The sequence below is a fragment of the Micromonospora sp. CPCC 206061 genome (assembly GCF_036906915.1).
Taxonomy (GTDB): Bacteria; Actinomycetota; Actinomycetes; order Mycobacteriales; family Micromonosporaceae; genus Phytohabitans.
The window spans coordinates 170,742-195,696 of sequence record NZ_JBAKHX010000004.1 but is presented as its reverse complement, the minus strand read 5'-3'; the positions used below and the strand labels follow the sequence as shown (position 1 = coordinate 195,696).

The 24,955-nt window shown below is 71.0% G+C and carries 23 protein-coding genes; 10 read left to right on the top strand and 13 right to left on the bottom strand.

From position 1 onward, the window contains the following. Nucleotides 1-16: 16 nt before the first annotated feature. From V6V89_RS05210 to V6V89_RS05200, 3 genes are all read right to left on the bottom strand, one after another. Complete coding sequence (locus tag V6V89_RS05210; RefSeq protein ID WP_334617776.1) at nt 17-706, bottom strand: DUF2786 domain-containing protein; 690 nt, start codon at nt 704-706, stop codon at nt 17-19. A 199-nt stretch (nt 707-905) separates the two neighbouring features. Next, entirely contained in the window at nt 906-1,295 is a 390-nt protein-coding gene (locus V6V89_RS05205; protein ID WP_281891718.1) for a hypothetical protein, read from the bottom strand. Between the two features lie 71 nt (nt 1,296-1,366). Beyond that, a complete protein-coding gene (locus V6V89_RS05200; RefSeq protein ID WP_442935072.1) occupies nt 1,367-1,717 on the bottom strand; it encodes a PaaI family thioesterase in 351 nt (116 codons plus the stop codon). Between the two features lie 184 nt (nt 1,718-1,901). On the opposite strand from V6V89_RS05200, the gene V6V89_RS05195 reads away from it, so the two are divergent. From V6V89_RS05195 to V6V89_RS05185, 3 genes are all read left to right on the top strand, one after another. Next, nucleotides 1,902-3,236, top strand: a complete 1,335-nt coding sequence (locus V6V89_RS05195; protein WP_334617774.1) for an ABC transporter substrate-binding protein — start codon at nt 1,902-1,904, stop codon at nt 3,234-3,236. Nucleotides 3,237-3,330: 94 nt separating this feature from the next. After that, a complete protein-coding gene (locus tag V6V89_RS05190; RefSeq protein WP_334617773.1) occupies nt 3,331-3,948 on the top strand; it encodes a hypothetical protein in 618 nt (205 codons plus the stop codon). A gap of 127 nt (nt 3,949-4,075) precedes the next feature. Then, the gene (locus tag V6V89_RS05185) at nt 4,076-4,315 is read left to right on the top strand and encodes a hypothetical protein (RefSeq protein WP_265246994.1); all 240 of its coding nucleotides are present in this window, start codon (nt 4,076-4,078) and stop codon (nt 4,313-4,315) included. A gap of 36 nt (nt 4,316-4,351) precedes the next feature. Here the strand turns inward: V6V89_RS05185 and V6V89_RS05180 are convergent, their stop codons facing one another. Beyond that, on the bottom strand, nt 4,352-5,611 hold the full coding sequence (locus V6V89_RS05180) for a PrsW family intramembrane metalloprotease (protein ID WP_334617772.1): 1,260 nt from the start codon (nt 5,609-5,611) through the stop codon (nt 4,352-4,354). A gap of 68 nt (nt 5,612-5,679) precedes the next feature. Continuing rightward, on the bottom strand, nt 5,680-6,246 hold the full coding sequence (locus V6V89_RS05175; RefSeq protein ID WP_334617771.1) for a hypothetical protein: 567 nt from the start codon (nt 6,244-6,246) through the stop codon (nt 5,680-5,682). Nucleotides 6,247-6,282: 36 nt separating this feature from the next. On the opposite strand from V6V89_RS05175, the gene V6V89_RS05170 reads away from it, so the two are divergent. The 4 genes from V6V89_RS05170 to V6V89_RS05155 are packed head-to-tail and all read left to right on the top strand — an operon-like array spanning nt 6,283 to nt 13,784. Next, nucleotides 6,283-9,516 (top strand): FtsX-like permease family protein, encoded by a 3,234-nt coding sequence (locus tag V6V89_RS05170; RefSeq protein ID WP_334617770.1) that lies wholly within the window; start codon nt 6,283-6,285, stop codon nt 9,514-9,516. Further along, nucleotides 9,513-12,173: an ABC transporter permease gene (locus V6V89_RS05165; protein ID WP_334617769.1), complete on the top strand. Its 2,661-nt coding sequence runs from the start codon at nt 9,513-9,515 to the stop codon at nt 12,171-12,173. Before V6V89_RS05170 ends, V6V89_RS05165 begins: the two co-directional genes overlap by 4 nt. Continuing rightward, nucleotides 12,170-13,120, top strand: coding sequence for an ABC transporter ATP-binding protein (locus V6V89_RS05160; protein WP_334617768.1), 951 nt, complete (start codon nt 12,170-12,172; stop codon nt 13,118-13,120). The genes V6V89_RS05165 and V6V89_RS05160 overlap by 4 nt, the downstream gene beginning before the upstream one ends. Beyond that, complete coding sequence (locus V6V89_RS05155) at nt 13,107-13,784, top strand: ABC transporter ATP-binding protein (RefSeq protein WP_334617767.1); 678 nt, start codon at nt 13,107-13,109, stop codon at nt 13,782-13,784. Before V6V89_RS05160 ends, V6V89_RS05155 begins: the two co-directional genes overlap by 14 nt. A gap of 73 nt (nt 13,785-13,857) precedes the next feature. Here V6V89_RS05155 and V6V89_RS05150 read toward each other — a convergent pair whose 3' ends face one another. After that, a complete protein-coding gene (locus tag V6V89_RS05150; RefSeq protein ID WP_007073996.1) occupies nt 13,858-14,067 on the bottom strand; it encodes a BldC family transcriptional regulator in 210 nt (69 codons plus the stop codon). A gap of 256 nt (nt 14,068-14,323) precedes the next feature. Continuing rightward, complete coding sequence (locus tag V6V89_RS05145) at nt 14,324-15,163, bottom strand: hypothetical protein (RefSeq protein WP_334617766.1); 840 nt, start codon at nt 15,161-15,163, stop codon at nt 14,324-14,326. A 151-nt stretch (nt 15,164-15,314) separates the two neighbouring features. Between V6V89_RS05145 and V6V89_RS05140 the strand changes: the two genes are divergently transcribed. Next, nucleotides 15,315-16,394, top strand: coding sequence for a Glu/Leu/Phe/Val dehydrogenase dimerization domain-containing protein (locus tag V6V89_RS05140; RefSeq protein ID WP_334617765.1), 1,080 nt, complete (start codon nt 15,315-15,317; stop codon nt 16,392-16,394). A 209-nt stretch (nt 16,395-16,603) separates the two neighbouring features. Then, nucleotides 16,604-16,813 carry a DUF3073 domain-containing protein gene (locus tag V6V89_RS05135; RefSeq protein ID WP_334617764.1) on the top strand — a complete coding sequence of 70 codons (210 nt, stop codon included), beginning with the start codon at nt 16,604-16,606 and terminating at the stop codon, nt 16,811-16,813. Between the two features lie 180 nt (nt 16,814-16,993). Here the strand turns inward: V6V89_RS05135 and amcA are convergent, their stop codons facing one another. From amcA to V6V89_RS05110, 5 genes are all read right to left on the bottom strand, one after another. Continuing rightward, nucleotides 16,994-17,221, bottom strand: coding sequence for a multiple cyclophane-containing RiPP AmcA (amcA, locus tag V6V89_RS05130; RefSeq protein WP_334617763.1), 228 nt, complete (start codon nt 17,219-17,221; stop codon nt 16,994-16,996). Beyond that, entirely contained in the window at nt 17,190-18,296 is a 1,107-nt protein-coding gene (gene amcB, locus V6V89_RS05125; protein WP_334617945.1) for a cyclophane-forming radical SAM peptide maturase AmcB, read from the bottom strand. The genes amcA and amcB overlap by 32 nt, the downstream gene beginning before the upstream one ends. 153 nt (nt 18,297-18,449) lie before the next feature. Continuing rightward, nucleotides 18,450-19,589: a phosphoribosylformylglycinamidine cyclo-ligase gene (gene purM / locus V6V89_RS05120; protein ID WP_334617762.1), complete on the bottom strand. Its 1,140-nt coding sequence runs from the start codon at nt 19,587-19,589 to the stop codon at nt 18,450-18,452. Nucleotides 19,590-19,639: 50 nt separating this feature from the next. Continuing rightward, nucleotides 19,640-21,205 carry an amidophosphoribosyltransferase gene (purF, locus tag V6V89_RS05115; protein ID WP_334617761.1) on the bottom strand — a complete coding sequence of 522 codons (1,566 nt, stop codon included), beginning with the start codon at nt 21,203-21,205 and terminating at the stop codon, nt 19,640-19,642. Nucleotides 21,206-21,327: 122 nt separating this feature from the next. Then, a complete protein-coding gene (locus V6V89_RS05110; protein ID WP_334617760.1) occupies nt 21,328-21,681 on the bottom strand; it encodes a sterol carrier family protein in 354 nt (117 codons plus the stop codon). A 126-nt stretch (nt 21,682-21,807) separates the two neighbouring features. Here V6V89_RS05110 and V6V89_RS05105 point away from each other — a divergent pair, with 126 nt between their 5' ends. Beyond that, nucleotides 21,808-24,063, top strand: a complete 2,256-nt coding sequence (locus tag V6V89_RS05105; protein ID WP_334617759.1) for a carboxypeptidase regulatory-like domain-containing protein — start codon at nt 21,808-21,810, stop codon at nt 24,061-24,063. A gap of 87 nt (nt 24,064-24,150) precedes the next feature. Here the strand turns inward: V6V89_RS05105 and V6V89_RS05100 are convergent, their stop codons facing one another. Then, nucleotides 24,151-24,915, bottom strand: a complete 765-nt coding sequence (locus tag V6V89_RS05100; RefSeq protein ID WP_334617758.1) for a 2-phosphosulfolactate phosphatase — start codon at nt 24,913-24,915, stop codon at nt 24,151-24,153. Nucleotides 24,916-24,955: the final 40 nt, after the last annotated feature.

Below are 24,955 nucleotides of genomic sequence, written 5' to 3'. Positions count from 1 at the left end.
CTTCTTTTCTCAGGGCCTAGTCCTGGCCTACGGCCCGAGGGTCGGTCAGGCTGGCCGCCACGCCGGCCGCGTACCCCTGTCGCATGCCGGTGCCGGCCAGGCGGCGGCGGCCCGCTGTGCGCGCGTTTGGGTATGCCTCGGACATGCGGCGGCTGACCTTGCTGGTGCGGTCGGCGAGCACCAGCGCGACCGACGGGCCCGACGTGGTCGGTGTCGCCGCGGCGGCGGCCTCCGCCTCGCGGAGGCGGACGGCGATCGCGCCGGCGAAGCCGGCCAACCAGGATCGCCGGAAAGCCGCCGGCTGCTCCCAGGCCGGCACCGGAGTGGCCGCGAGCCCGTGAGCGGCCTGGACGAGCAGCGAGGTGAAGAGGAGCTCGACGCGCTCCAGATCACTGCCGAACCCGAAGAGGTGCACCGCGAGGCCGCCGCGCTCGCGCCGGCGGACCGAGCCGCAGCGCAGGGCGGCTGCGACGGAGGCGAGCAGGCCGGCCTTGTCGAGGGCGTACGGCGGCTCAACGTCGATGACGCGGTCGCCGACGGGGTCGGTGCTGGGGTCTTGGGCCGCGAGCAGTGCCCGGTCGACGCCGTATTTGGCGATCAGCTCGGTGGCCTTGGCGGTGAACGCCTCGGCTTCGGCGGTGGTGCAGGCGGGGTCTTCGGCCTTGGTCAGCAGCTTGCGGACCTTGGCGAGGATCGCGTCCGACATGCCGCCGACCCTACGAGAGCGCGCCCGACCCATTCAGGCCCCCGGACGGCGTGTTCGACGGCCGGGCGTGGCGCGCCGGGCCGGGCCGGGCCGGGCCGCCGATCAAGGCCGATTGCGTCGATCAAGGGCAAATGCACGCGGATCGGAGATCAAAGCACGTGCGGTTGCCCTTGATCGACGGGAGAGAGCGCGCGGCGCGTCAGGCGGCGCGGCGGCGGAGGGTGGCCACTGCGGAGCCGGCCAGGGTCAGCAGGCACTCGGGGAGTTGGCCGTCGGCGATGGCGGCGCCGAAGAGGGCCTCACCGGTGGAAGCGTCGGAGTTGGCGTACGCGCTGACGAAGCGGGCCACCCAGCGGGTGTCGTAGCCGGCCTCGTCGATGCCGGGGAAGTCGAGCGTCCACCGGCCTCGAGGCACGTTGTCGCCCACCATCGTGGCGGCGATGCACCATGCGACGTCGTACGCACCCGCGACTCCGGAACGGTCGACGACGGCGTCGAACGTGCCGACCACGCCGTCGCTGTCGCCGGCGAGCGCGCTGCGCAACACCTGGGCGGCGTCGTCGAGCGCCTCGGGCGGTACATCCGTCACGAGCGGAAGGGTATGCCGCCCGGTCAAGCGCCGCAGCGGAACGGCCGCGACCCCGCACCAGGGAGAAAAGCTCAGGCGGCCCGCAACAGGCAGGTCAGCCGGCCGGAGCAGACCCGGCGGCCGGATTCGTCGGTGATAGCTATCTCATACGTGGCGAGCGTGCCGCCGCGGTGCACAGGTACGGCCACACCCGTGACGACGCCCGTGCGGGCGCTGCGGTGGTGTGTGACATTCAGCTCGACGCCCACGGCCATGGGCCGCCCGACGGAGTACCCGTGCACGGCGGCGCCGTACGAGCCGAGAGTTTCGGCCAGCACGGCGGATGCGCCACCGTGCAACAGTCCCATGGGTTGGGTGTTGCCATCGACAGGCATGGTGCCGACGACGCGTTCGGCCGATACTTCGACGATGGTGATGCCCATGCGCTCGGCGAGCGCCCCGGCGGCGGGATACGTCTGGGGCGAGACGTCTGCGACAGCGTCCACGTGGCGCCACGCTACCGGTTGGTACGAAGATGGCCTACGACCGCAATCACACTGCGTACGGATGGCACGCTAGTGTGCGCAGCGGACCCCCGCCGACCCCCGGGGAGGGAGGACTAACTAGATGCACCGCCCGCGCAACGCCGCTCTGGTCGCCTGCGCCGCGCTCCTGCTGACCACCGTCGGCTGCGCGTCGAAGAGTGAGACGGACAGTTCCACCGACGGTCCCGTCCGGCTCTATGGCTCCGACGGCAATATGATCAACTCGTTTGGCGACGAGTTCAAGGACCAAAACGGTCTGCTGGCCGGCATGAAGGGCACCACGCCCCTCACGCCGCTGAGCGACGACTTCAAGCAGCGGCTCCGGTCGCTCGACCCTGACCTGGGCGACTTCGTGTACTCGGGGGAGTCGTACGACGCGGTGGTTATCAGTTCGCTGGCGGCACAGCTCGCCGGGAGCACCGCGCCGGCCGACATCGCGAAGTACATAAACGGTGTCACCACCGGCGGCGAGCGCTGCGACACCGTAGACGCGTGCCTCGAGCTGGCCCGCGCCGGGCGCGACATCGAGTACCGGGGGGTCTCGCTCAAGCGCGGAGGCTTCACCGATGTGGGTGAGCCTTCCACGGCCTCGTACGCCACGCTGCACTTCGACTCGTCGGACAAGCTCGACGACAACAAGACGGAGTTCGTCGGCGCGGGCGACGAGTCGACGACCACCACCAAGCGGGCGCCGACCCCGCGCAAGGGCGCGAGCGGCGATGACGCCGGCGCCCCGCTGAAGATCGGTGGCCTGCTGCCGCAGACCGGTGACCTGGCGCTGGCCAACCCGCCGCTGGAGGCGGGGGCCGCGCTCGCGCTCCGCGAGGTAAACGCGGCCGGTGGCGTACTCGGCGAGCCGGTCGAATGGATCGCGGGCGACGACGGCACCAATCCTGACAAGGCAAAGCAGACGGTGACCTCGCACATCAGGGCCGGGGTACACGTGATCATCGGAGCCGGTGCGTCGGGCATTTCCCGGGCCGTCCTGCCGGAGGTGGTGGCCGCCGGGCTGATCCTCTTCTCGCCGTGCAACACCGACGCGGGGCTCAGCAGCGTCGACGACAAGGGCCTGTATTTCCGTACCGCGCCATCCGACCTCCTCCAGGGTCGGGCGCTCGCCGACGTGATCATGCGCGACGGTTCGCAACAGGTCGCGATCGTTGCGCGCAAGGACTCGTACGGCGAGGGCCTACAGGGCAACGTGCGCGCCGAGCTCGAAAAGGCCGGCGTGACCGCCGAAAACCTCAAGCTCATCACGTACGAGCCGCCGGCGGACGCCGAGAGCAGCCTGGACTTCACCAAGGGCGCTGAGGAGATCAAGAAGTTCGGCGCCGACGCTGTCCTGGTGATCGGGTACGGCGAGTCGGCCGATGTCATCAAGGCACTCTCCAAAGCCGGAGTCCAACTCCAGCACTAGGTCGTCGCAGTGGCACGTTTCGGGGATCACTGGGGTGGTTCGAGAGCCGTACGGTCTTCTCATCACCACAGCGATCCCCGAGACGGAGCCCACGATGAGCGAACTCGACAACCCCACACTCACCGAGGACCCGAGCACCGATCACGACGGTTTCGGCTCCAGCGACGAGTCATACGAGCACACCAGCGACCCCTACACGCCCGACGCGTACGGCCACGACGGCTACGGCCCGGAGTCGGACCCCGGACATGAGCCGAACTCGATCGTGCAGCACAACATAGACGGCTCGACCGACGTGGTCACCGACCACGACGGTGACCACTACGCCGACCTGGTGCAGCACGACCGTGACAGCGACGGCACGCCCGAGGTCAGCTACGTCGACAGCAACCACGACGGGCGGCTCGACACGATCCTGCGCGACTACGACGACGACGGCAACGTCGACCAGGTGCTCGCCGACACCAACCAGGACGGGCGGATCGACTACGTCGCCAGCGACCGGAACGACGACGGCAACGTCGACCACCTCGTGGTGGACAGCGACTACAACGGCCGTCCGGACACCTGGGTCGAGGACACCGACTACGACGGCGACCCCGACGTCGTGAAGATCGACGTCAACGCCGACGGCGTACCGGATGTGACCATCCAGGACACCGACGGCGACGGCGACCCCGACCCGGTGGTCAACCCGTACGCCGCCAGCTGACACAGCCGCGAGCGAGCCACCCAACAAACGACGCGAAAAGGCGCCCGCCGACATGGCGGGCGCCTTTTGCGTGCGAGCCGTAAGGTGCGGTGCCGTAGGACTCTCACAAACACGAAAGGACACCGGGATGAGCGAGCCCGTGGAGACCCGCGGCGACGAGCGCGTCGACCTGCTGACCGCAGACACCAACAAGGACGGCAAGCCCGAGCTGTGGGCTGCCGACACCGACGGGGACGGCAAGGCCGACCTGTTCCAGTTCGACACCGACAACGACGGCAAGGTCGACGTCACCATGGTCGACATCGACCAGGACGGCACACCGGAGACGGTCGTGGACGGCGACGGCGGGCACCCGCCGGCGGCGTGAGCCGCGTGACCAGGGCGCCCAAGCCGGGCGCCCTGGTCAGGACAGGGCGGTGACGCCAACGCAGAGGGCCGCCATCACCGCGATGCCGACCAGCAGGTACAGCATCCGGCGGCGCATCGAACCGGTACGTTCGTCCGGCGCGGCCGCCTCGGAATGGCCGAGCACCCGCAGTCTGCCCCGCTGCGCCAGCACCTCCGTCCGCCAGCGGTCCACGGCGACCGGGTCCGTGCGGCTTATCGCGACCGCCAGCCGTGCCTGCGCACGCTGGAGTCGGCGCACCGCCCGGCGGCCCGCGGTGCCCGCTCGGCCGTACGCGTGCCGGCGGGCGTTGGCCCGCAGGTGGCCCATGCTGAGCACGCGCAGTTCGGCCGGGGTGGCGATGTCCGGGTCGTCGAGGTCGACGAGCTGCTGGATGTAGAAGTCCGCCTCCCGGTGCCGTGCCGAGCGGACCAGCAGCAGGATCATCAGCAGTGGCGGGATGCCCTTGGCCAGCAGCACCGCGATCAGCGCGTACCCGTTGTCGCCGACCTCGACGGCCAACAGCGGCGAATTCCACAGGAAATGGCAGGCCCAGGCGCCGCCGAACGCGAGCGTCGCGATACCCGCACGGCGCGCGAGCGACCGGTCACCGCGTACCACGAGGTAGCCGACGCCGAATCCGGCCAGTGCCCCGAAGAGGGTGTGGCTCCACAGCCCCGCCAGGAAGCCCCGCACGAAGAACGTGGCGAACACCGGACCCACATCGTCGCCCCGCCCGGCGACGTCGACGGCGCCCACGGCATACACGATGTCTTCGACCACCTGGAAGCCGAGCCCGACCAGCGCGCCGTAGATGACGCCGTCGAGGATGCTGTTGATCTGCGCGTGCGCGATCAGGACGATCGCGACGACGCCGAGCACCCGCGCGGTCTCCTCGATCGTGGGGCCGGCGATGGCCGGCCCCCACGAGGCGGCGAACTCCGGCGAGTACACCTTGGCGAGCAGGTTGTGCACGGCGGTGTTGCCGGGGATGGCGACCATCGTGGCGACCAGGCCACCCCACCCGAACGCCGTGGCGAGCAGCAGCGGTGGCTCGCGCTCCAGGTAGTCGAGGGCGCCGACGAAGAGCCAGAAGGGGACCGCGTACACCGCGAACAGGGCCACCGTGAGGGCGGTCGCTTTCGGGTACTCGAGGAACGCCTCCCGCAGCACCGAGAACAGGTGCACGCCGCCCACCGCGAGCAGGATCGTGACCAGCCAGAACGCGGGCAGCAGCAGCGACTTGCGGGCCACCGCCCAGACCGGTGTCGGATGCACGGGCGCCGTGCGAGCACTACGCGACCCGCCAGTCCCGCTCGCGCCTTCAGGCCGGCCCGTCGCGGCGGTCATGCGCCGCCGCCTCGGTATGCGATGGAGCGGGTGCTGGCCGCGATCTCTGCGGAGACTCGGCTCAGCTCGGTGTCGCTGCCGCTGACTGTCACCTCGATGGACACGCCATCGACGAGGAACACGGTGTACCGGCCGCCGCGGTCCCGCGCGGTGTAGTCGCCCTGCCGCCCGTACAGGCCGGCGGTCGTGTCGACGGCCCGCTCCGACCCGGCGACCCGCTGCCCGCCCGCCCTGACGATTTTGCGGGTCAGGCGGTCGGTCGCCGCGTCGAGGTCGCCCCGGAACGGGGTGACCACCAGCACGTACCGGACGTTGCCGAGGACGAACAGGACCGTGCCCTGCCGTGGGCCGGGCCGGGTCTGGGTCACGTCGATCATCGCGCCGGACGGCGGTATGACGGTGACCCCGCCACCCACCTTGTAGGGACGGGCGTTGGAAACCGGGCGATCGGCGGGCAGCGAACGGTCGAGGGCGGGCAGCCCGGCATAGATGAGGCCCAGCGTGAGCAGGATGCCGAGGCTGCCAAAGAGATTCCACAGCAGCCGGCCCCGCGCCACCCTCATGTATCGAAGCTAGCGGTAACGACCCAATCTCGTTCGGTGTTTGGGACGGTCTATCACGTTCAGATAACCAAGCGAACCTTCCACGCCGGCCAGCCCCTCAACATCCACGTGACGCTGGTATTTCGCAGGGCCCGCGCGGCGAAGAGCCTTCTGCTGGCCGCTACCGGGGCCACCCTGATCGCTACGGTGCTGCTCACCGGTCTGGCTGACTACAGCCGAGACGTGGTCGACGCGGGCGCCCGCGGCGCGATCCTCTCCTCGGCGCCTGAGGAGCGCTCGGTACTCGTGCAGGGCCCGGCCGGGTCGCCGACGCAGTTGGCTGACCGGGATCGGACACTCCGCGACAAGTTCGCGAGCGGATTCGCCGGTTTCGACACTCAGGTCGTCGCGGCCGGATACGCCACCGGGCGGCAGCTCAGCGGCGACACGGGCGCGGCCGTGCCGAACGCGGACGGCCTGGTCTTCGCGTCCGTGCTCTTCCTGGAAGGGCTGCCGGAGCACGCCGACCTGGTCGCCGGCGCCTGGCCGCAGCCGGGCGCCGCCCCGGTGCAGACCGCGCTGGCCGAGGCGGCGGCCGCGACCCTGCGGGCCGGGGTGGGCGAGCGCATCGAGGTCACCGACCGGCTGAGCAAGAAGGTCGGCGAGGTGACGGTCAGCGGCATCTGGCGCCCCCGTGACCTCACCGACCCCTTCTGGCTGCTGGTGCCTGGGGTCGCCGATGGCCAGCTGCCATCGTCCTCGACGTACGGGCCGCTGGTGGTGACGCGCGACGACTTCCGCGCAGGGTTCGCGACGACCGCGTCGGCGGTCTGGCTGATCGAGCCCGACCTGGTCGGCGCCGACGTAGCCGGGCTTCAGGGCGCGCGCCGCACCGCCATTGACCTCACCGAGACCCTGGCCACGGAGGTCGGCTTCGGGTCGTCCGGGCTGGTGACGTCCCGGATCGACCGGCTCGCCGACCGGCAGGAACGCGCCGACCTGGTCGGCCGGTCGGCCCTGGTCACGCCCATGCTTCTCATGGTCGTGCTCGGCGGGTACGCGCTGATGCTGGTCGCCGGGCTGCTCAACGAGCACCGGCGGGGCGAGACGGCCCTCATGCGGGCCCGCGGAGCCGCCCGGATCCAGCTCGCCGGGTTGGCCATCCGCGAGTCGGCACTGGTCGTACTGCCTGCGGCCGTGCTCGCACCGATCCTGGCCACCGAAGTGCTCCGGCAGGCCGACCGGGCACCGGTCCTGACCGAGGGCGTTCTCCAGCTCGCGCCCCGGCTCGACGCCCTGACGTGGCTGGTCGCCGCGGCGGCGGCCACCGGGTGCGCGCTCGCCATGGTGGGACCGAGCCTGCGCCGGGGCAGCACCTACGTGGCCGAACTGGCGGCCCGATCCCGGCCTACCCGGTGGGCGGCCGCACAGCGGGTCGGCCTCGACCTGGCACTGATCGGGCTGGCCATCCTCGGCTGGTTGCAGCTCCGGCAGTACTCCTCGCCGCTGACCAGCGCGGGCCTCGGCATCGACCCGCTGCTGGCGGCCACACCTACCCTCGGCGTGCTAGCCGGCGCCGTAGTGGCGCTGCGGGTACTGCCGCCGGTGACCCGGTTCGCGGAGCGTTACGTCGCCCGGCGGAACTGGACCGCGACGGTGCTCGGCATGTGGCAGGCGGGCCGGCGACCGCAGGCCGGTCCGGTGCTGCTGCTGGCGCTCGCGGTCGCGGTGAGCACGCTGGCCTGGTGCCTGGCCAGTACCGCCGAGCGGTCGCTTGTCGACCAGGCCAACCACCAGGTGGGCGCCGACCTGCGGCTGACCGAGCGCGGAAACCTCCCGCCCGACGACCGCGCCGAGCAGGTGGCGAAGCTGCCCGGAGTCGTGGCCGCGGCGCCGGGCTGGCGGGAGAGCCTGCGCCCGGAGGGCAGCGATGAGGAGACCGCCGTGGTGGTCGTCGACACGCAGGGGGCGCGGGACGCCATACACGTGCGCGACGACATCGCTCCCGACGGACTCTTCACGGGGACGGACAACCCCGTGGACGCCCCGGTCGTCGACCTGCCAGCGGGTGAGCGCCTGACCGGCGAGGTGGTCACCCGGTTGTCCCGGTGGGAGGCGCCGCCCTTCGTGGTGGTCGAGCCGGGCGTGGCCACCGAGGCGGTCTTCGCGACAGCGACCGGGTACCGCCGGGTGCCGCTGGGCCAGAGCCGCAACGGCGAGCCGCTGCGCTTCTCGGTCGACCTGGCAGCCTTCCAGCCGGCCCGGCTTGCCGGCTTCCTGGTCGACACCCGGGGCGCCAGCGACATGGTCGTGAGCTGGCAGGTCAGGTCGCTGCGGGTCGGCACGGCCGCCATCGATCTCCCCGCCGCCGGCGCCTGGCAGGCCCGCGACCGGTCGGGCGGCAGCGTGGGCATCAAACCCGACCTGTCGATCGGGTACCAGTCCGTGTCGCAGGGCGGCTGGGGAATCAACAGCGCCGTTCACCTCGTCGTCACCCGCCAGCGCACGGCCGGCACGGTGCCGCTCGTAGCCACCCCCGAGGCGCTCGCCGGGTTGCGGCTGGGTGTCGGCGACAAGACCCGCCTGCCGCTGGGGCAGACCGAGGTCGAGGTCCGCGTGGCGGGCAGCGTGGCGGCGGTACCGGGCACCACCGGCGCCTCGGCGATGCTGGTCGACCGGGCGGCGCTGGCCGCCGAGATGTTCTACGAGCACGGCACCACGCGACAACCGCAGGAGTGGTGGCTCGCCACCCGATCCGGCGAGCACGCCGCGGCCAGTGACGCCGCCACCAAGCTCGCCGGCATGGAGGTGCTCGACCGCCACGCCCTGGCCTCCGACGCCAGCCGAGACCCGTACGGCGTCGGGGCCCGCGCGGCGCTCTTCGCCGCCGCGCTCGGTGCGATCCTGCTCGCCGGCACCGGCGTCGGTGTGGAGATGCGCGCCACCGCCCGGCGCCGGGTCAACGAACTGGCTGTCCTGCACACACTGGGTGCGGGGCCGCGCCTGCTGGCCCGGTCGCTGCTCGCCGAGCAGCTCTTCCTGGCCGGCATCGGGGTGCTCACTGGGGCGGCTGTCGGCATCGCGGTCGCCGCGACGATGGCGCCGCTCGTCATCCTCACCCCATCGGCGGCCCGTCCGGTGCCCGAGCCGCTGCTTGACATCGCGTGGGCGCCGGTGCTCGCGACCGCCACCGGGCTGCTGGGCCTGACGCTCCTGCTGAGCGCGCTTGTCGCCACCACGGTCCGGCAGCGCCTGGCCGCCGCCCAGCTCAGGATCGGAGCCGACACGTGATCCAGGTACTGCACCGGGTGCGGGTGTTCGTCGGCCAGTTTCTGCTGCTGGCGGTGCTGGCGGCGGCCGCGGCCGCGCTGGTCACGGGCGCGCCGCGGATCGCCAACGACCTTGCCGATCGGGCGCTGCGGGAAGACGTCCGCAGGCTGCCGTCAGCCGCCCGTGACATCACCTACCTGCAGAAGCCGCCGCCCTTCGGGGGATGGCTCGCGGTACCGATCGCGCTGCGCGGGCTCGACCGGTACCGCGTCACGCTGCAGAAGCCGTTGCCCAGCCTGATCAGCGACCAGTGGTTCGCGGCGAGCGCCGGCCCGGACCGGGTCAGCACCCGCGTGGGCTCGGGCCCGGTGGTCGACTTCGGACTGCGCACACAGACCGGGGTAGAGGAAGCCGGCCGGATCACGTCGGGGCGGTGGCCGTCGACGGAGGAGTTCGCGGAGCGCGTGGAGATCGCCCTCTCGGCGACCGTGGCGGAGACCCTCGGTGTCACGCTGAACTCGGTGCTACCGGTCACCGCCGCCAACCCGGTACCGCTGCCGGCGGTCGTGGTCGGGGTCTTCGAGCCGCTGGACAGCACCGCCCCGGTCTGGGACGACATGAGGCTGGCGCTGGAGCCGTTCCCCGGCCTCCCGCCGGACGTGCCGCCCAGGGTCGTCGCCGTCACCGATCCGATGGGCGTGACGATCGCGGCTGAGCGGCTGGGGGTCCTGAACTACTCGTGGCGGTACCGGATCGACGAGAACCGGCTCGACAGCGGAGATCTGGATGCGGTGACCGCCGCGGTGGCGCAGACCAAGCGCCAGCCGCCGGACCTGCAAATGTCGACGATGACCGCGCTCGACAGCAACCTCGCCCGCTTCACCGGCCAGCTGCGGGCGGTGCAGGCGCTGCTGGCCGTCGTACAGGCCGGATTGCTGGCCACCCTGCTCGGACTGATCGCTCTAGCGGCGAGCCTGGCCGTGGAGCGCCGGCGGGCCGAGTTCGCGCTGCTGCGGGCGCGTGGCGGTGCCGTGCTCACCATCGGCGGGCGCACGCTCGCCGAGGCGATGGTCGTCGTGCCCGCGGCCACGCTCACCGGGTGGCTCGTGGGTCGGCTCGTGCCCGGGCGGCCGAGTGACCTGGAGTGGTTGGCCCTCGCCGTGGGCGTTGTCGCCACGCTGGCGGTACCGGTACTCGCCGCGGTGGGCCAGCGCCGGCTGACCTTCGTCACCCGCCGGCACGACCTGACCGGGCACCGGCCGTCGGTGCGCCGGCTGACCGCCGAGGTGTTCGTGCTGGTGGTGGCCGTGCTGGGGGCGTACCTGCTGCGGCAGCGCGGGCTGACCGCCGAGCGGGGTGTCGACCCGTTCCTGTCGGCGGTACCGGTGCTGCTGGCGACCGGTGCGGCGCTCGTCGCGTTGCGGATCTTCCCGTGGCCTCTGCGCCAGCTCGGCAGGCTAACCGCACGGGCCCGGGGCGCGGTGGCATTCCTCGGCCTGGCCCGGGCGGGCCGCGGCGGACCGGTCACGGCCGGCCCGCTGGCGGTGCTCGTGATCGCGATCAGCACGGGCATCTTCAGCGGTGCGGTCTTCACCGCCGTCGACGACGCGCGCGACCGTGCGGCCGACCACGACGTACCGGCGGACGCCGTGCTCGACGGGTACGTCTTCGCACCCGGCACCGCCGACCGGCTGGCCGAGGTGCCGGGCGTGGCGGCGGTCGCGCCGGTGGCGTTCGCCGCGGCCACGACCGTGCGGTCGACGGCGAACAACTTCACGCAGGCGCAGGTCCTGGTCGTCGACGGGGGCCGGTTCGCCGAGGTGCTCAAGTCGAGCGGGGTCGACGTAGGGCTGCCGGACCAGCTGGTCGCGGCCCGGCCCGGTGGCGGACCCGTGCCGGCGGTGGTCTCGGCTGGGCTCGCCGCGGAGATCGGCGACGGCGCGTCCGTGCAGGTACGCGGCGCCTCGTACGACTTCACCGCCGGTGCGGTGGTCGACAGTTTCCCAGGCATCGACTTCACGGCCCGGCGGTTCGTCGTCCTGCCCTGGCAGGCCCTGCCGGAAAAGGCGTCGCCGTTGCTGCCGAACCGCTTCCTGATCGCCGGGGACGGATTCGACGAGGGCGCGCTGCTGGCGGCCGCCGACGAGGGCCAGCGGGAGTACGCGGTCACGGTGCGCATGGTGCCGTCGCGGACCGCGATCACCACCTGGCCCGGGTACCGGGACGGCCTCGACCGTACCGGCGCGAACGACGTGCTCAGCTTCGCGTTCCTCACCGGCACCGTGGGCGCCAGCGTGCTGGCACTGCTGGCGGTCGGGTTCACGGTGCTCGCCGGCGCCCCGCAGCGGGGACGGGTGCTCTCCCGGCTGCGCACGCTGGGCATGTCGGCCGGGCAGGGGCGCGGGCTGCTGGTTTACGAGCTCGTGCCGCTAGCGGCCATCGCGGTGATCGCGGGCGGCCTGGTCGGCACGCTGCTGCCCGCGGCACTCGGGCCCGCGCTCGGCCTGTCCACCTTTACGTCCGGCGCGGCCGTTCGGACGTACCTCGACCCGCTCGTCGGGGCAGCGGTGCTCGCGCTGGTCGTCATCGGCCTGGCGACCGCGGTCCTGACGGAAAATCTGATCAACCGGCGGCTGCGCCTCGGCGAGGTGCTCCGCGTGGGAGAGGAGAGCTCGTGACTGCTGCCACGGAGGTACCCGACCTCGCCGACCTGGAACGCCGCGCGGCCAAGCGGGCCGCCGCGCGGGCCGGCGGCCACGACAGGCTCAGCGGGCACATCGTCTGTGACGGTCTCGTGCGCATCTTCAAGACCGATGGCGTCGAGGTGGTCGCCCTCCAGGGGCTCGACATGGTCGTCGACCGTGGCGAGCTGCTGGCGATCGTCGGCGCGTCGGGCTCCGGCAAGTCGACGATGCTCAACATCCTGTCGGGGCTGGACGTGCCCACCGCCGGCCTCGCCCGAGTGGCGGGCTACGACCTGCTCAGCCTGTCCGCTAAGCGGCGGCTGGCGTACCGGCGGCACATGGTCGGCTTCGTCTGGCAGCAGACGGGGCGCAACCTGTTGCCATACCTCACCGCACGGGAGAACGTCGAGCTGCCGCTGCGGCTGGCCGGGCGCCGTCGCAACCGGGCCCGCGCCGAGCGGCTGCTGGAGATGGTGGGGGTCGCCTACTGCGCCGATCGGCGACCGGGCCAGATGAGCGGCGGCGAGCAGCAGCGGTGCGCGGTGGCGGTCGCGGTTGCCAACGACCCTGAGGTGCTCTTCGCCGACGAGCCGACCGGTGAGCTCGACGAGGCCACCGCGGCAGAGGTCTTCGGCGCGTTGCGCACCATCAACGCCGAGCTGGGCGTGACGATCGTGGTGGTCACCCACGACCACCAGGTCTCGTCGCAGGTCCGGCGCACCGTTGCCATCCGCGACGGCCGGACCGCGTCGGAGGTGCGCCGGTCCGCGCGGGTCGCCGAGGACGGCTCGCACGAGCTGGTCACGGAGGAGTACGCCGTGCTGGACCGCAGCGGCCGGATGCAGCTGCCGGCGCCATTCGTCGAGGCTCTGTCGCTGCGCGACCGGGTCAAGCTCAACCTGGAACCCGACCACATCGAGGTGCGCAATGGTCATAGTTGAGAACCTCAGCCGGGACTTCGGCACCGGCAAGCGGGTCGTTCACGCCGTACGCGATGTGAGCTTCACGGCCGAGCCGGGGGAGCTGGTGGCGGTCCGCGGCCGGTCGGGTGCGGGCAAAACCACGCTGCTCAACCTGATCGGGGGACTCGACCGGCCGACCGCTGGCCGGGTGGTGGTCGCCGGGCGCGACATCACGGACGCGAGCGAGTCGCAGCTGCTGGAGTTGCGCCGGGGCACGATCGGGTTTGTTTTCCAGTCATTCGGCCTGATTCCGATCCTCTCGGCGGCCGAAAACGTGGGCGTGCCACTGCGGCTGGCCAAGGTGCCGGCGGCGCAGCGGGACGAGCGGGTCACCATGCTTCTGGAACTGGTGGGGCTGGGTGCGCACGCCGGCCAGCGGCCGTACGAGCTGTCCGGTGGGCAGCAGCAGCGGGTGGCGGTCGCGCGGGCGCTGGCCAACGATCCAAAGCTGCTCATCGCGGACGAGCCGACCGGCCAGCTCGACTCCGAGACCGGGCGTTCGATCATGAATCTGCTGCGCGCGTTGGTGCGGTCGCGGGGGATGACCGCGCTGGTGGCGACGCACGACGCGTCGCTGATCGACGTGGCCGACCGAGTGATCCAGCTCCGTGACGGCGCCCTTCTGGAGCCAGTCGCCTCATAGATACGAGTCAGGGGCGGGGTACCTGTTTCCAGGTGTCCCGCCCCTGCTCGGAGGTCGATTGACGAGCGTTAAGTCAGTCGCCCTGACGCTGCTGGGGAATCTGGCCCTGCAGCAGAGCGCGAACCTCCGACTCGCGGTAACGCCGGTGGCCACCCAGCGTCCGAATTGCACTGAGCTTGCCCGCCTTTGCCCACCGTGTCACGGTCTTCGGGTCGACTCGGAACATCGACGCCACCTCGGCCGGCGTAAGTAGCGGCTCTGGTTCGTGCGTACGCGATGCCATCGGTCACTCCTCCACATACCTATAGACATCGGCCGGGGTCCCGCCGGCCGACGCGTCTCCCATGGTCCGGCTAGTCCCCGATGTCCGACATGGGCCGAACGGCCGAACGTCCTTGGATGGACGGATGAGCAATGACTGATTTATCCGGACTTTGAGGGTCAGATACCGCCATAATTGGGCGCTTATTCACGCTTCGTGTTTGAAGTACTACGAGGGTATTTCACTTTGGGAGCGTGCCCAGTATGCAGGAATCGGGCTAATTGCAGCGTTCTAGCAACTGCACAGCCCGCCAGCGCGCGACCAGCTTCTCGTACGCCTCGGTGGCCGCGTCGGCGTCACCACGGGACAAGCCGGCCAGCCCAGCGGCGACCAATTTGGGTGAATCGTCCGCTTCTAGCGCGTCGTCCGGCAGGAGGTCCACGAGACCGCCGTAGTCGAGCTCCACGACCGACCGCGGGTGGAACTCCTCGAGCCACCGGGCGCCCTCTTCGACCGCCTCGGTGATCGGCGCGTCACCCACCGACTTGCGCAGCACCGAGACGCCGCGGTGCGCGCGCCGCCGGGCCTTGGAGATCTCCGTCCGGTACCGCAGCGCCCGCCGACCCTGCCGGATGATCAGCTCGCGCTCCTCAGCGTCGACGAAGACGAACCATCGCAGCGGCACGCCCCAGGTGGCGATCTGCTCATGCACCCGGGGCACGCCGCGCTCAAGTACCTTCGCGCCGTTGCGCCAGTCTTCGACGATCGCCTTGGCCTGCCCCGCCAGCACCGGCGGCACGAACGCGTCGGCGAGCACCGAGGGCACGCCGTCGCGGGCGCTGAGTGCCGCCTCAGCGACCCGAACGCGCAGGTTCCAGGGGCAGACCAGGAGCGTGTCGTCGGCTTCCAGGACGTACGCCTCGTCGGGCAGGTCCGGAAGTCTCGTCCAGCCGGCGCCCAGGGCCGCGATCACGGCTGTCCGTTGCCGTCCGGGGCCGTCGGTCGGCGCGATCGCCCGGCCCTCCCGGACATAACGTCGCCAGAAAACCTGGCGATCCCGGTCGAAGGCGGTCAGCGGCTCATAGACCCGAAGGTACGAAGCGAACAGCGACGGCACGGCGCGATCCTCCCACGAAACGTAGCTCAACCGGCTACGGCGTCGCCATCCGGCGATCGGAAAGCAGGGCAGACAGGCCTTAGGCTCGACTACAGAGCCGGCGGCACCCCGACCGGCCCACACCCGCATCGCGCCTCACAAGGGAGCAGCAATGGGCGTATTCGCCAACGAAGACCAGGAGTCCAGCGGCCACGAACAGGTTGTCTTCTGCCACGACAAGCCGACCGGGCTGAAGGCGATCATCGGCATCTACTCCACCGCGCTCGGGCCCGCGCTGGGCGGCACCCGCTTCTACCCGTACGCCACAGAGGACGACGCGCTCCGGGACGTGCTCGACCTGTCCCGCGGCATGGCCTACAAGAACGCGCTCGCCGGGCTCGACCACGGCGGCGGCAAGGCGGTCATCTGGGGCGACCCGGAGCAGATCAAGAGCGAGGCGTTGCTGCGAGCGTACGGGCGCTTCGTGCAGTCGCTGAACGGCCGCTACTACACCGCCTGCGACGTCGGCACCTACGTCGCCGACATGGACGTGGTGGCTCGCGAGACGCGATTCGTGACGGGCCGCAGCGTCGTGCACGGCGGTGCCGGAGACTCGTCGATCCTGACCGCGTGGGGCGTCTTCCAGGGCATGCGTGCCGCCGCCGAGCACCTGTGGGGCACGCCCACGCTGGCCGGCCGGCGGGTGGGCGTCGCCGGCCTTGGCAAGGTGGGCAAGGTACTGACCCGCCACCTGCTCGACGACGGTGCCGCGGTGGTCGCCACCGACGTAAGCGAGAAGGCGCTCGCCTGGGCGCGGGAGACCTATCCGCAGGTCGACCTCGTCGCCGACGCGGACGCGCTCATCGCGTCCGACATCGACGTGTACGCGCCGTGCGCACTCGGCGGTGCGCTGAACGACGACACGGTCGAGGTGCTGCGGGCGAAGGTGGTCGCCGGCGGAGCCAACAACCAGCTCGCCCACCCCGGCATCGAGAAGGTGCTCGCCGACCGCGGCATCCTCTACGCGCCCGACTACGTCGTGAACGCGGGCGGTGTGATCCAGGTCGCTGACGAGATCGAGGGCTTCAACTTCGAACGCGCGAAGCTGCGAGCCAACCGGATATACGACACCACCCGCGACATCCTGCGGCTCGCCGACGCTGAAGGGGTGCCGCCGGCCGTCGCCGCGGATCGCCTTGCGGAGCGGCGCATGGCCGAAGTCGGCCGGCTCCGGACCATCCATTTGAGCTAGCCGAGCCGTCATGGTTGAGGCCCCGGATCGGTCCTTACCGACCAGAACTGGCGCTTCCGGACCCGCCTGCGACGCGCCGGAGGGTGGCGGGGGTAACCCGAGATGCCGAACCGGGGCATCCCCATGTACCGTAAGACCCACGAGAGATGCCTGACGTCATCGGGGCCCGCCTTCGGGCTGCCCCGAATTCTGTGCGAGGGGGTCGAGCCATGGGGCGCGGCCGTGCTAAGGCCAAGCAGACAAAGGTGGCCCGGGAGTTGAAGTACCACTCCCCGAACACCGACCTCGCCGCCTTGCAGCGAGAACTTTCCGGCAGCGGCAAGCCAGAGCGCGACTTTGTCGACGACGACAACGAATTTGTCGACGACGACGAAGACGACGAAGACGAGCCGGACAACTGGGCGCCACGCGCCCGCTGATGCGCAGGCACGACCGAGCACGCGGCACCACCGCGTGCTCCTCCGTGTCGCGTTGTTCCGGCTCCAGCGCCTGGCCCGATCGTTCGTCAACCAAGGGCGTTTCGTCGATCAAGGGCAAAGGCACGTGGTTTGGTCTCGTAACCACGCGCCTTTGCCCTTGATCGGTGACCTTTTCCTCGATCAGCGAGGACGGTTGTTCCAGTTGTAGAACGTCGGGATGTTCTCGAAGTGGTTCCAGGCGCACACCGCACCCGAGTCACTGCCGCCGTCCGCCGTCTCTGACCGCTGGCGTCGCGCCTCGGCAGCCTCAGCCAGTAGCGCCGTCAAACCCGTCCGTGCCTCGTGGACCCGCTCCGCCACCGGATCGAGTACGGCATCAGGCTGGCGACGGCTCGTGGTCTCGGGCATGGTCCAACACTCCCTCTAGTAGGCGCATCTTGCTGTTGCGGCAGTGATCGGTCTCCGTACCGTCGAAACGCCCGTGCTCGAAGTAGCGGTTGGCAGCGTGAGCACCGCCACAGAAGCCGAAGTACGCGCAACTCGTGCGGCAGGCCTCCACCCCAGCGAGGAACTCAGCGATCCACGTCGTGCGGTCAGCCGCGTTGGCGATGATCTCCGGTAGTGGCGTCGAGAGTACGTTTCCACTGGTGAAGTCGCCATAGTGCGGATGGGAGAAGCCAGCGAGCTCGGGAGAGAGCAGCACCACCGAGCCGTCGTACCCGACCGTCGGGATCGGGTCGAGCTGGCGGGGCAGCACGTCGTCAGCTGTGCCATCGAGCACCGCCGCGGCGTACCGCAGCGACCACTCCACCTCTCGGATGTGGATGCGCGGCGCTCGCCGCCACGCCGCGACCAACTCCGCCCAGAACGCTGTGACCGCGGCCGGATCGCGCGCGTTCGACCGCGCGTTGACCCCTTCCAACTCCTCGATGTTTATGCCCAGCACGTCGCAGCCAAGGTCGAGGAAGTAGTCGTACAGCTCGTTCGCCAGCCCAGGCGCCGGCTGCGCCACGACACACAGGGCGGAGAAGTCGATGCCGTGCCGGCGCAGCGCTTCGATACCGTGCATGATGCGGTCGTACGACGGCCTGCCCCCACGGGTGACGCGGTCGGCGTTTCGCTCCCGCGGCCCGTCGACGCTGATGCTCACCCGAATCTGGTGTTCTGCGAAGAAGTCGCACCACGCGTCGTCGATCAGCGTGGCGTTCGTCTGGATGTGGTGCTCGACCCCCTCGTCGAACGGCGCGAGCAGACTCGCGAAGTGTTCACGGCCGGCCGCGAGCGGCTCGCCGCCGTGCCACACCACCGAGAAGCGGCCGGTCGCGGCCCAGGCGTTGACCGCGCCGGCCACTGCCGTCGCGACCTCCGCCGGCATCCGACGGTCGGCACCTCGCAGGGGCAGGTAGCAGTACGTGCAGTCGAGGTTGCACAGCGTCGTCGGCTGCATCACCACGTACGTCGGCACGGAGGCGATGCCGCGCATACCGCTGAACGCCGCCAACCGTCTCCTCCGCCCCGTGCGTGTCGTTCCAGGCTAGGCGGATTGGCTGGTCGGGCATAGAGACCAAGCCGGAATTCCAGGTAGAGCACCGTCGTGGCCGGCACGGCTCCTACCAGAATCCGAACGTGACCCCCATCAGCCCCGAGTGTGCTGGCCGATCATCTGGACCATTCCGGTGCCTTCGATGACCTCTCCGGCCTGCCACGACTCGATGCCGCGGCCGGCCAGGAACGCCAGCGCGCGGTCTGCGTCGGCGGCCGACACGATGGCGAACATGCCGACGCCCATGTTGAACGTCGACTCCATTTCGGGGTCTTCGATGCGCCCCTTGGCCTGCACCAGCTCGAAGATGGGCTGCGGCTTCCAGGTCGACCGGTTGACGACCGCGTCGACGTGCTCGGGCAGGATGCGGACCAGGTTGCCCGGGATGCCACCGCCGGTGACGTGCGCGAGCGCGCGCACTTCGCACTCTTCGATCAGCTTGAGGCAGTCGCGGGCGTAGATCTTCGTCGGCGTGAGCAGCTCCTCGCCGAGGGTGCGCTGCCGTCCGAAGTCGTCGACCACCGTGTCGAGCCGCATCCGGCCCGCGCCCAGCAGCACGTGCCGCACGAGCGAGAAGCCGTTGGAGTGCAGGCCCGACGAGCGCATCGCGATCACCACGTCGCCGACCTCGACCCGGTCGCGCCCGAGGATCTCGCTCTCCTCGACCACGCCAACGCCGGTGGCGGAAACGTCGTACTCGTCGGGGCGCAGGACGCCCGGGTGCTCCGCGGTCTCGCCGCCGAGCAGCGCGCAGCCGGCGTACCGGCAGCCGTCAGCGATGCCCGCGCCGATCTCGGCGACCTTGTCGGGCACGACCTCGCCGCAGGCGATGTAGTCGAGCAGGAAGAGCGGCTCGGCGCCACAGGCAACCAGGTCGTCGACGACCATGGCGACGAGGTCGATGCCGACCGTGTCGTGGATGTCGAGCTGCTGCGCGATGACCAGCTTGGTGCCGACGCCGTCGGTCGACGAGGCGAGGATCGGGTTCCTGTACCGGCCGACGTCGAGCCGGAAGAGGCCCGCGAACCCACCGATGTCACCCATGACCTCGGGCCGCATGGTGCGGTGCACCTTGGACTTCAACAGCTCGACTGCGCGCTCGCCAGCGTGGATCGACACGCCGGCGTCGGCGTACGTGACCGTGCGTTTGCGGCCGGTACGGCTGGTCCACGGCTGCCGGTTGCGGCCGCCCCCACTAGTGCCCGCGCTGCTGCGCTCGGTCACGTGCGTCACGGTTCTCCCCTTTGTGCATTCGCGGCTGGCCGCGTTGGGTAGCGAATCTGCTACGGGCGGTGCAATGCGTCGCTGCCCCCGGGGCTGGCGACGAGTGGCTGGTTGCCCGACCCGGAGCGCTCTGCTCCGGCCTCGTACTGGTCGGCAGCTGGTGTGGCCACCCGCTTGTCGACGCCTTCCAGCACGTGCTTGCCGATGAGGTTGCCGGCAGGCAGCTCGATCGGATATTCGCCGTCGAAGCAGGCGCGGCACAGGCGCGTCTTCGGCTGCTCGGTGGCGGCGATCAAACCGGTCAGGGACACGTAGCCGAGCGTGTCCGCGCCGATGGAGCGGCGGATGCCCTCGACGTCCAGGCCGTTGGCGAGAAGCTCGGCCCGGGTCGCGAAGTCGATGCCGTAGAAGCAGGGCCAGGTGACCGGCGGCGACGAGATGCGTACGTGCACCTCCAGCGCGCCTGCCTCGCGCAACATCCGCACGATCGCGCGCTGCGTGTTGCCGCGGACGATCGAGTCGTCGACAACGACGACCCGCTTGCCGCGCACGTTGTCTCGCAGCGGGTTGAGCTTGAGACGGATGCCGAGCTGGCGAAGAGTCTGCGACGGCTGGATGAAGGTGCGCCCCACGTACGGGTTTTTCATCAGGCCGGCGCCGTATGTGATGCCGGAGCCCTCCGCGTAGCCGATCGCGGCGGGCGTGCCCGACTCCGGCACGGGGATCACCAGGTCGGCCTCGACCGGGTGCTCCTTGGCGAGCCGCCGGCCGATCTCGACCCGGGCCGCGTAGATGTTGCGGCCGGCGATCGCCGTGTCAGGACGGGCGATGTAGACGTACTCGAACAGGCAGCCCTTCGGCTCGGGCACCGCGAAGCGGGAGGACCGCAGGCCGTGCTCGTCGATGGCGATGAGCTCGCCGGGCTCGACCTCGCGTACGAACGAGGCGCCCACGATGTCGAGGGCCGCCGACTCGCTCGCGACCACCCAGCCGCGCTCCATCCGGCCCAGCACCAGGGGCCGCACCCCGTGTGCGTCGCGCGCGGCGTACAAGGTGGTCTCGTCCATGAAGACGAAGCTGAACGCGCCGCGCAGCGTCGGCAGCACCTCGAGGGCCGCCGCTTCGACCGAGATGTCCGGGCGGCTCGCGAGCAGCGCGGTGACGAGCGGTGTGTCGGAGGTCGCACCGTCGGACTCGATGCCGCGCTCGGCGGCGTCACGGGCGAGTTGGGCGGTGTTGACCAGGTTGCCGTTGTGCGCGAGCGCGATCGTCGTGCCCGCCGGGGTCGCGCGGATCGTCGGCTGCGCGTTTTCCCACGTCGAGCCGCCTGTCGTGGAGTAACGGGCGTGCCCGATCGCGAGGTATCCCCGCAGGCTCGCAAGGGTCGGCTCGTCGAAGACCTGGGCCACCAGCCCGAGATCCTTGTAGACCACCACGCCGGAGCCGTCGCTGACGGCGATGCCCGCCGCCTCCTGGCCACGGTGCTGTAGCGCGTACAGACCGAAGTAGGTGAGCTTTGCCACCTCTTCCCCCGGAGCCCAGACACCGAACACGCCGCAAGCATCTTGCGGGCCGGGCCGTTGGGGGTCGAGGTCGTGGCTCAACCGGCCGTCGCCTCGGGGCACCTGCCGCTCCTCAGTGCTGATCCGGGACTTCCTGTCGCCACAGTGTACGCGAGCCGAGGCCGACAACAGAGAGCCACCTTTTGGCTGCCTCTCGTCACCGTGCACGTCACGTAACGCGGCCGTTACATAGGTATGTAGTCAGAAATGTCGGCTCGGGTGCCGCTGGCCCTGATCCGTCCCTGGGTAACCGCCTCGTCCCACTCCAGCCGGCCGGCCGCGAGGAGCACCCAGGTGACCGGATCCATCTCCACCACATTCGGCGGCGTTCCCCTGGTGTGTCGCGGCCCGGGTACGCACTGCACCGCCCCGTAGGGTGGGACACGCACCTCTACCGAACGTCCCGGAGCCCGCTTGGCGAGGTCTGACAGAAGAGCCCGCACGGCGTCACGCAGGGTGGCGGCGTCCGGCGTGCGTCCGGCATCGACGTCGGCAAGAATGGCCGCGACCGCGGCGGACTTATTGTGCGCACTGGACACGTCGGGACGATACGACCCGCTAATCCGTCACTTCCTTCCGCCCCTGGGTCGCGCTTGCGCCCCCAAACAAGGCATAGTGGCCGACGGTGACTCGTCACGGGACGGCATAACCGGAAGGCGGTGGACGTGACTTCACACCGACGGGCCTGGACGCTTCGCGCCGGTGTGGTCTTGGCGCTGGCTGCTGGCGCCCTGGTTGCCGTCCCCGCGGCCCCCGCCCTCGCCGACGATCCCACAGTCCAAATCGCGAGCCTTTCCTCGGGCTCGCTACAGGCTGGTCAGCAGGCCAACCTCCAGTACACCGTCAAGAACAACAACGACGGGCCGACGTCGTTCTCGATCAGAGTCGAGGTCTTCGACGGTCTGTCGTGCAACGGTGACTGTGACCTCCAGAAGCTGATCCTCCCCGACCAGCAGCAGACCTTCAGCGCGACACTCGTCGCGGCCAATCTCCCCGCTGGTCAAAACAAGTCAGGCACGCTTCGGGTCCGGGCTGAGAGCAACGAGGGCAGTGCCGGCGCGGACCGCCGCATGACCATTCAGGCTGCGGCGGAGCAGGGCGTCAAGCAGGTGACGGGCAAGGTTAGGGACGAGGCCACCGGCGAGGGCATCGAGGGCGCGATCGTGGCGCTGGCTGACTCGCAGGGCAGCAACTGCACGACCAACACGAACAGCACTGGCAACTACAAGTTCACGACGTGCGAGGGCAAGCAGATCGCCGCAGGCGAGCTCTTCCTCGGCGCCGGTCACACGGACTACGCGAAGGGCCAGAAACAGGTCAACGCCAGCGCCGGCCAGTCCGTGAATGTGCCCACCTTCTCGCTGAAGGCGAACAAGGCGGCGGCGTCGCCGTCCGCGAGCGCTGAGGCCACTCCGAGCCCCGAAGCGTCCGCGGCCGCCGAAGACGAAGTCTCGGTCGCGGCCACCAACCCCGACACGCAGAACGCGTCCAACAACGACTCCGGCGGCATGGGCTCCTGGCTGCTGATCATCGTCGGTGGCCTGTTGGTCGCTCTCGGCGTCGGCGCGATCGTGCTCCTCATCATCCGCCGCAAGCAGGACGACGGCGAAGACGACGAGGACGAGCCGGACGGCTCCGGTGGTCCGGGCCCGCGCCCCGGCGTGCCGGGTGCGCAGGGTGTGTACCACGGCGGTGCCGACGCCACCCGGGTCGCCAACCGCGCGGGCGCCGACCCGACGATGGTGGGCCGCCCATCGCTGGCTGACGCGCCCACCATGCTGCAAAGTCCCGTGGTCGACGAGTACCCGGACCCGTACGGCGCGCCGATGCCGGCCGCGACGCCAGGTCCGCCGCAGTCCGACTGGGCGGGGCCCGGCGCCAACGGTGCCTATGGCGCGCCGACCCAGGTCGGCAACAACAACTACGGCGCGACCCAGCCGGTCAACGGGTACGGCCCGCCGCAGCAGGCCAACGGATACGGCGGCCAGCCGCAGGGCGGTCCTGGCCAGTACGGCCGGCCGACGAGCGGTAGCGGTGGCTACGGTGGTCCGTCGTCTGGCGGTCCGACGAGCGGGGGCGGCTACGGCGGCGCTCCGCAGGCCGGTGGCCCCACGAGCGGCAGCGGCTACGGCGCCGGCCCCAACGGCCCGGGTGGTCCCGGTGGCTACGGCGGTCCGGCCGCACCGGGCGGCTACGGCAGCCCAGCGGCGCCCGCCGGCCCCTACACAGGGCGCCCCGAAGACGGGCCCTACGCCGGCCGGCCGGCGGACGACGGGTACGGCGGTCGCGGTGAGTACGGCGGTGCCCCCGCTGGCGGCTACGGTCCTCAGCAGGGCGGCGGCTACGGCGGCGACCCGCGCGGCGGTGGCGACCGGTACGACGAGCCGACCGGCCGCTGGAACGGCGGCGGCAGCGGTGGCCCGAGTGCTGGCGGCTACGCCCCACCCCCACCGCCGGCGGCGCCCTCCTACGACAACGGTGTGTACGGCGGCGGCAGCGGTGGCGGTGGCTACCAGCCCGAGCCGGAGCCGGGCGGCTATGGCCCGGGTGGCGGCTACGGTCCGCAGGGCGACCCCTATGGCGGCCGGCCCAGCGCGGGCAGCGGCTACGAGCCGAGCGGCTACGGCCAGGGCGACGCTGGCTACGGCGGCGGTGCCGGTGGCGGCAACTACGGTGCTCCTCCGCAGGGCGGTGGCTACGGCGGCGGGTACGAGCAGCAGGGCGGCTACGACCGGGTGCCCGAGCAGCGCGGCGGTTACGACCAGCGCGGCGCCGGCTACGACCAGGGCGGCTACTACGACCAGGGCGGCGCCCAGGGCGGTCAGGGTGGCGGTCCCCAGCAGGGCCGGCACGGCGGAGGCGGCCCGCAGCAGCCAGCTGGCCGTGGCGAGCGCCGCTCCCTCGACTGGCTCGACGACTAACCTGCGGCCTCAGGGGCCGGTCGATGCCGCGGTTTCCCCGGTATCAAGGGAATTGCAGGTAGGCGTCGGCGCGGGTCGAAGAAAGCGCTAGGCGGGGGAGAAGACGCCGTCGGTCAGCACCGGCACTGTCTCCGATGCCGCTGGCTGGATGGCGATCTCCACGTCGCTGGCGAAGCCTCGCTTGATTAGCTCTTGGCCGGAGACTGAGCCTCGGATCGCCCCCGGGATGTCGGGGATGCTGGTGTAGGTCGCCAGTGCCACCGCCGCCTCGACCGAGAGGCCGGCCGGCGCGGCGATCAGGCCGTTGAGTATCGCCGCCGCGCCCAGCAGGTCTTCCACCCCGGGCCGCAAGGTCTCGTCGGGCCAACGCTCACCGGCGGCCACCACGCCGATCGGGGCACGCAGGTCCCCGTACCCTCTCCGGAGGAGCCAGCGGGCGACGGCGGGTGCGTTGCGGAGGCAGCCTGCCAGCACTGGCACGCCGGTGGCGCTGGCGGCGGCGGAGATCGCCGAGCCGTTCGGCGACGGCAGTACGAGCTCGGGAGTGACCGGCGCGGCCTGTAGGGCCGCCGGGGACAGCGACCACGGCCGTTCCGGGCTGACCTGGCTTCGCCCGACGGCGGCGACAGCGCCGACCCTGCGGGCGTAGGCGTCGGCCTGCGCTTCCCATGGAAACGGGTGCACGCGCATGCCGCGCCCGACGGCCACGTCGACCGACGTGGTGAACGACAGCACGTCGACCACGACCAGTACCGCGCAGACCCGGCCGAGTTCGGCCGCGCCCGCGAGGCCCCATTCGACGAATACGCCGGGTCGCTCCGACCAGCGGACCTGGTGCGGCCGCGCGGTCATCGAGCGAGCCGGCGTGTTCGCAGGACTCTGGTGCTCGGCT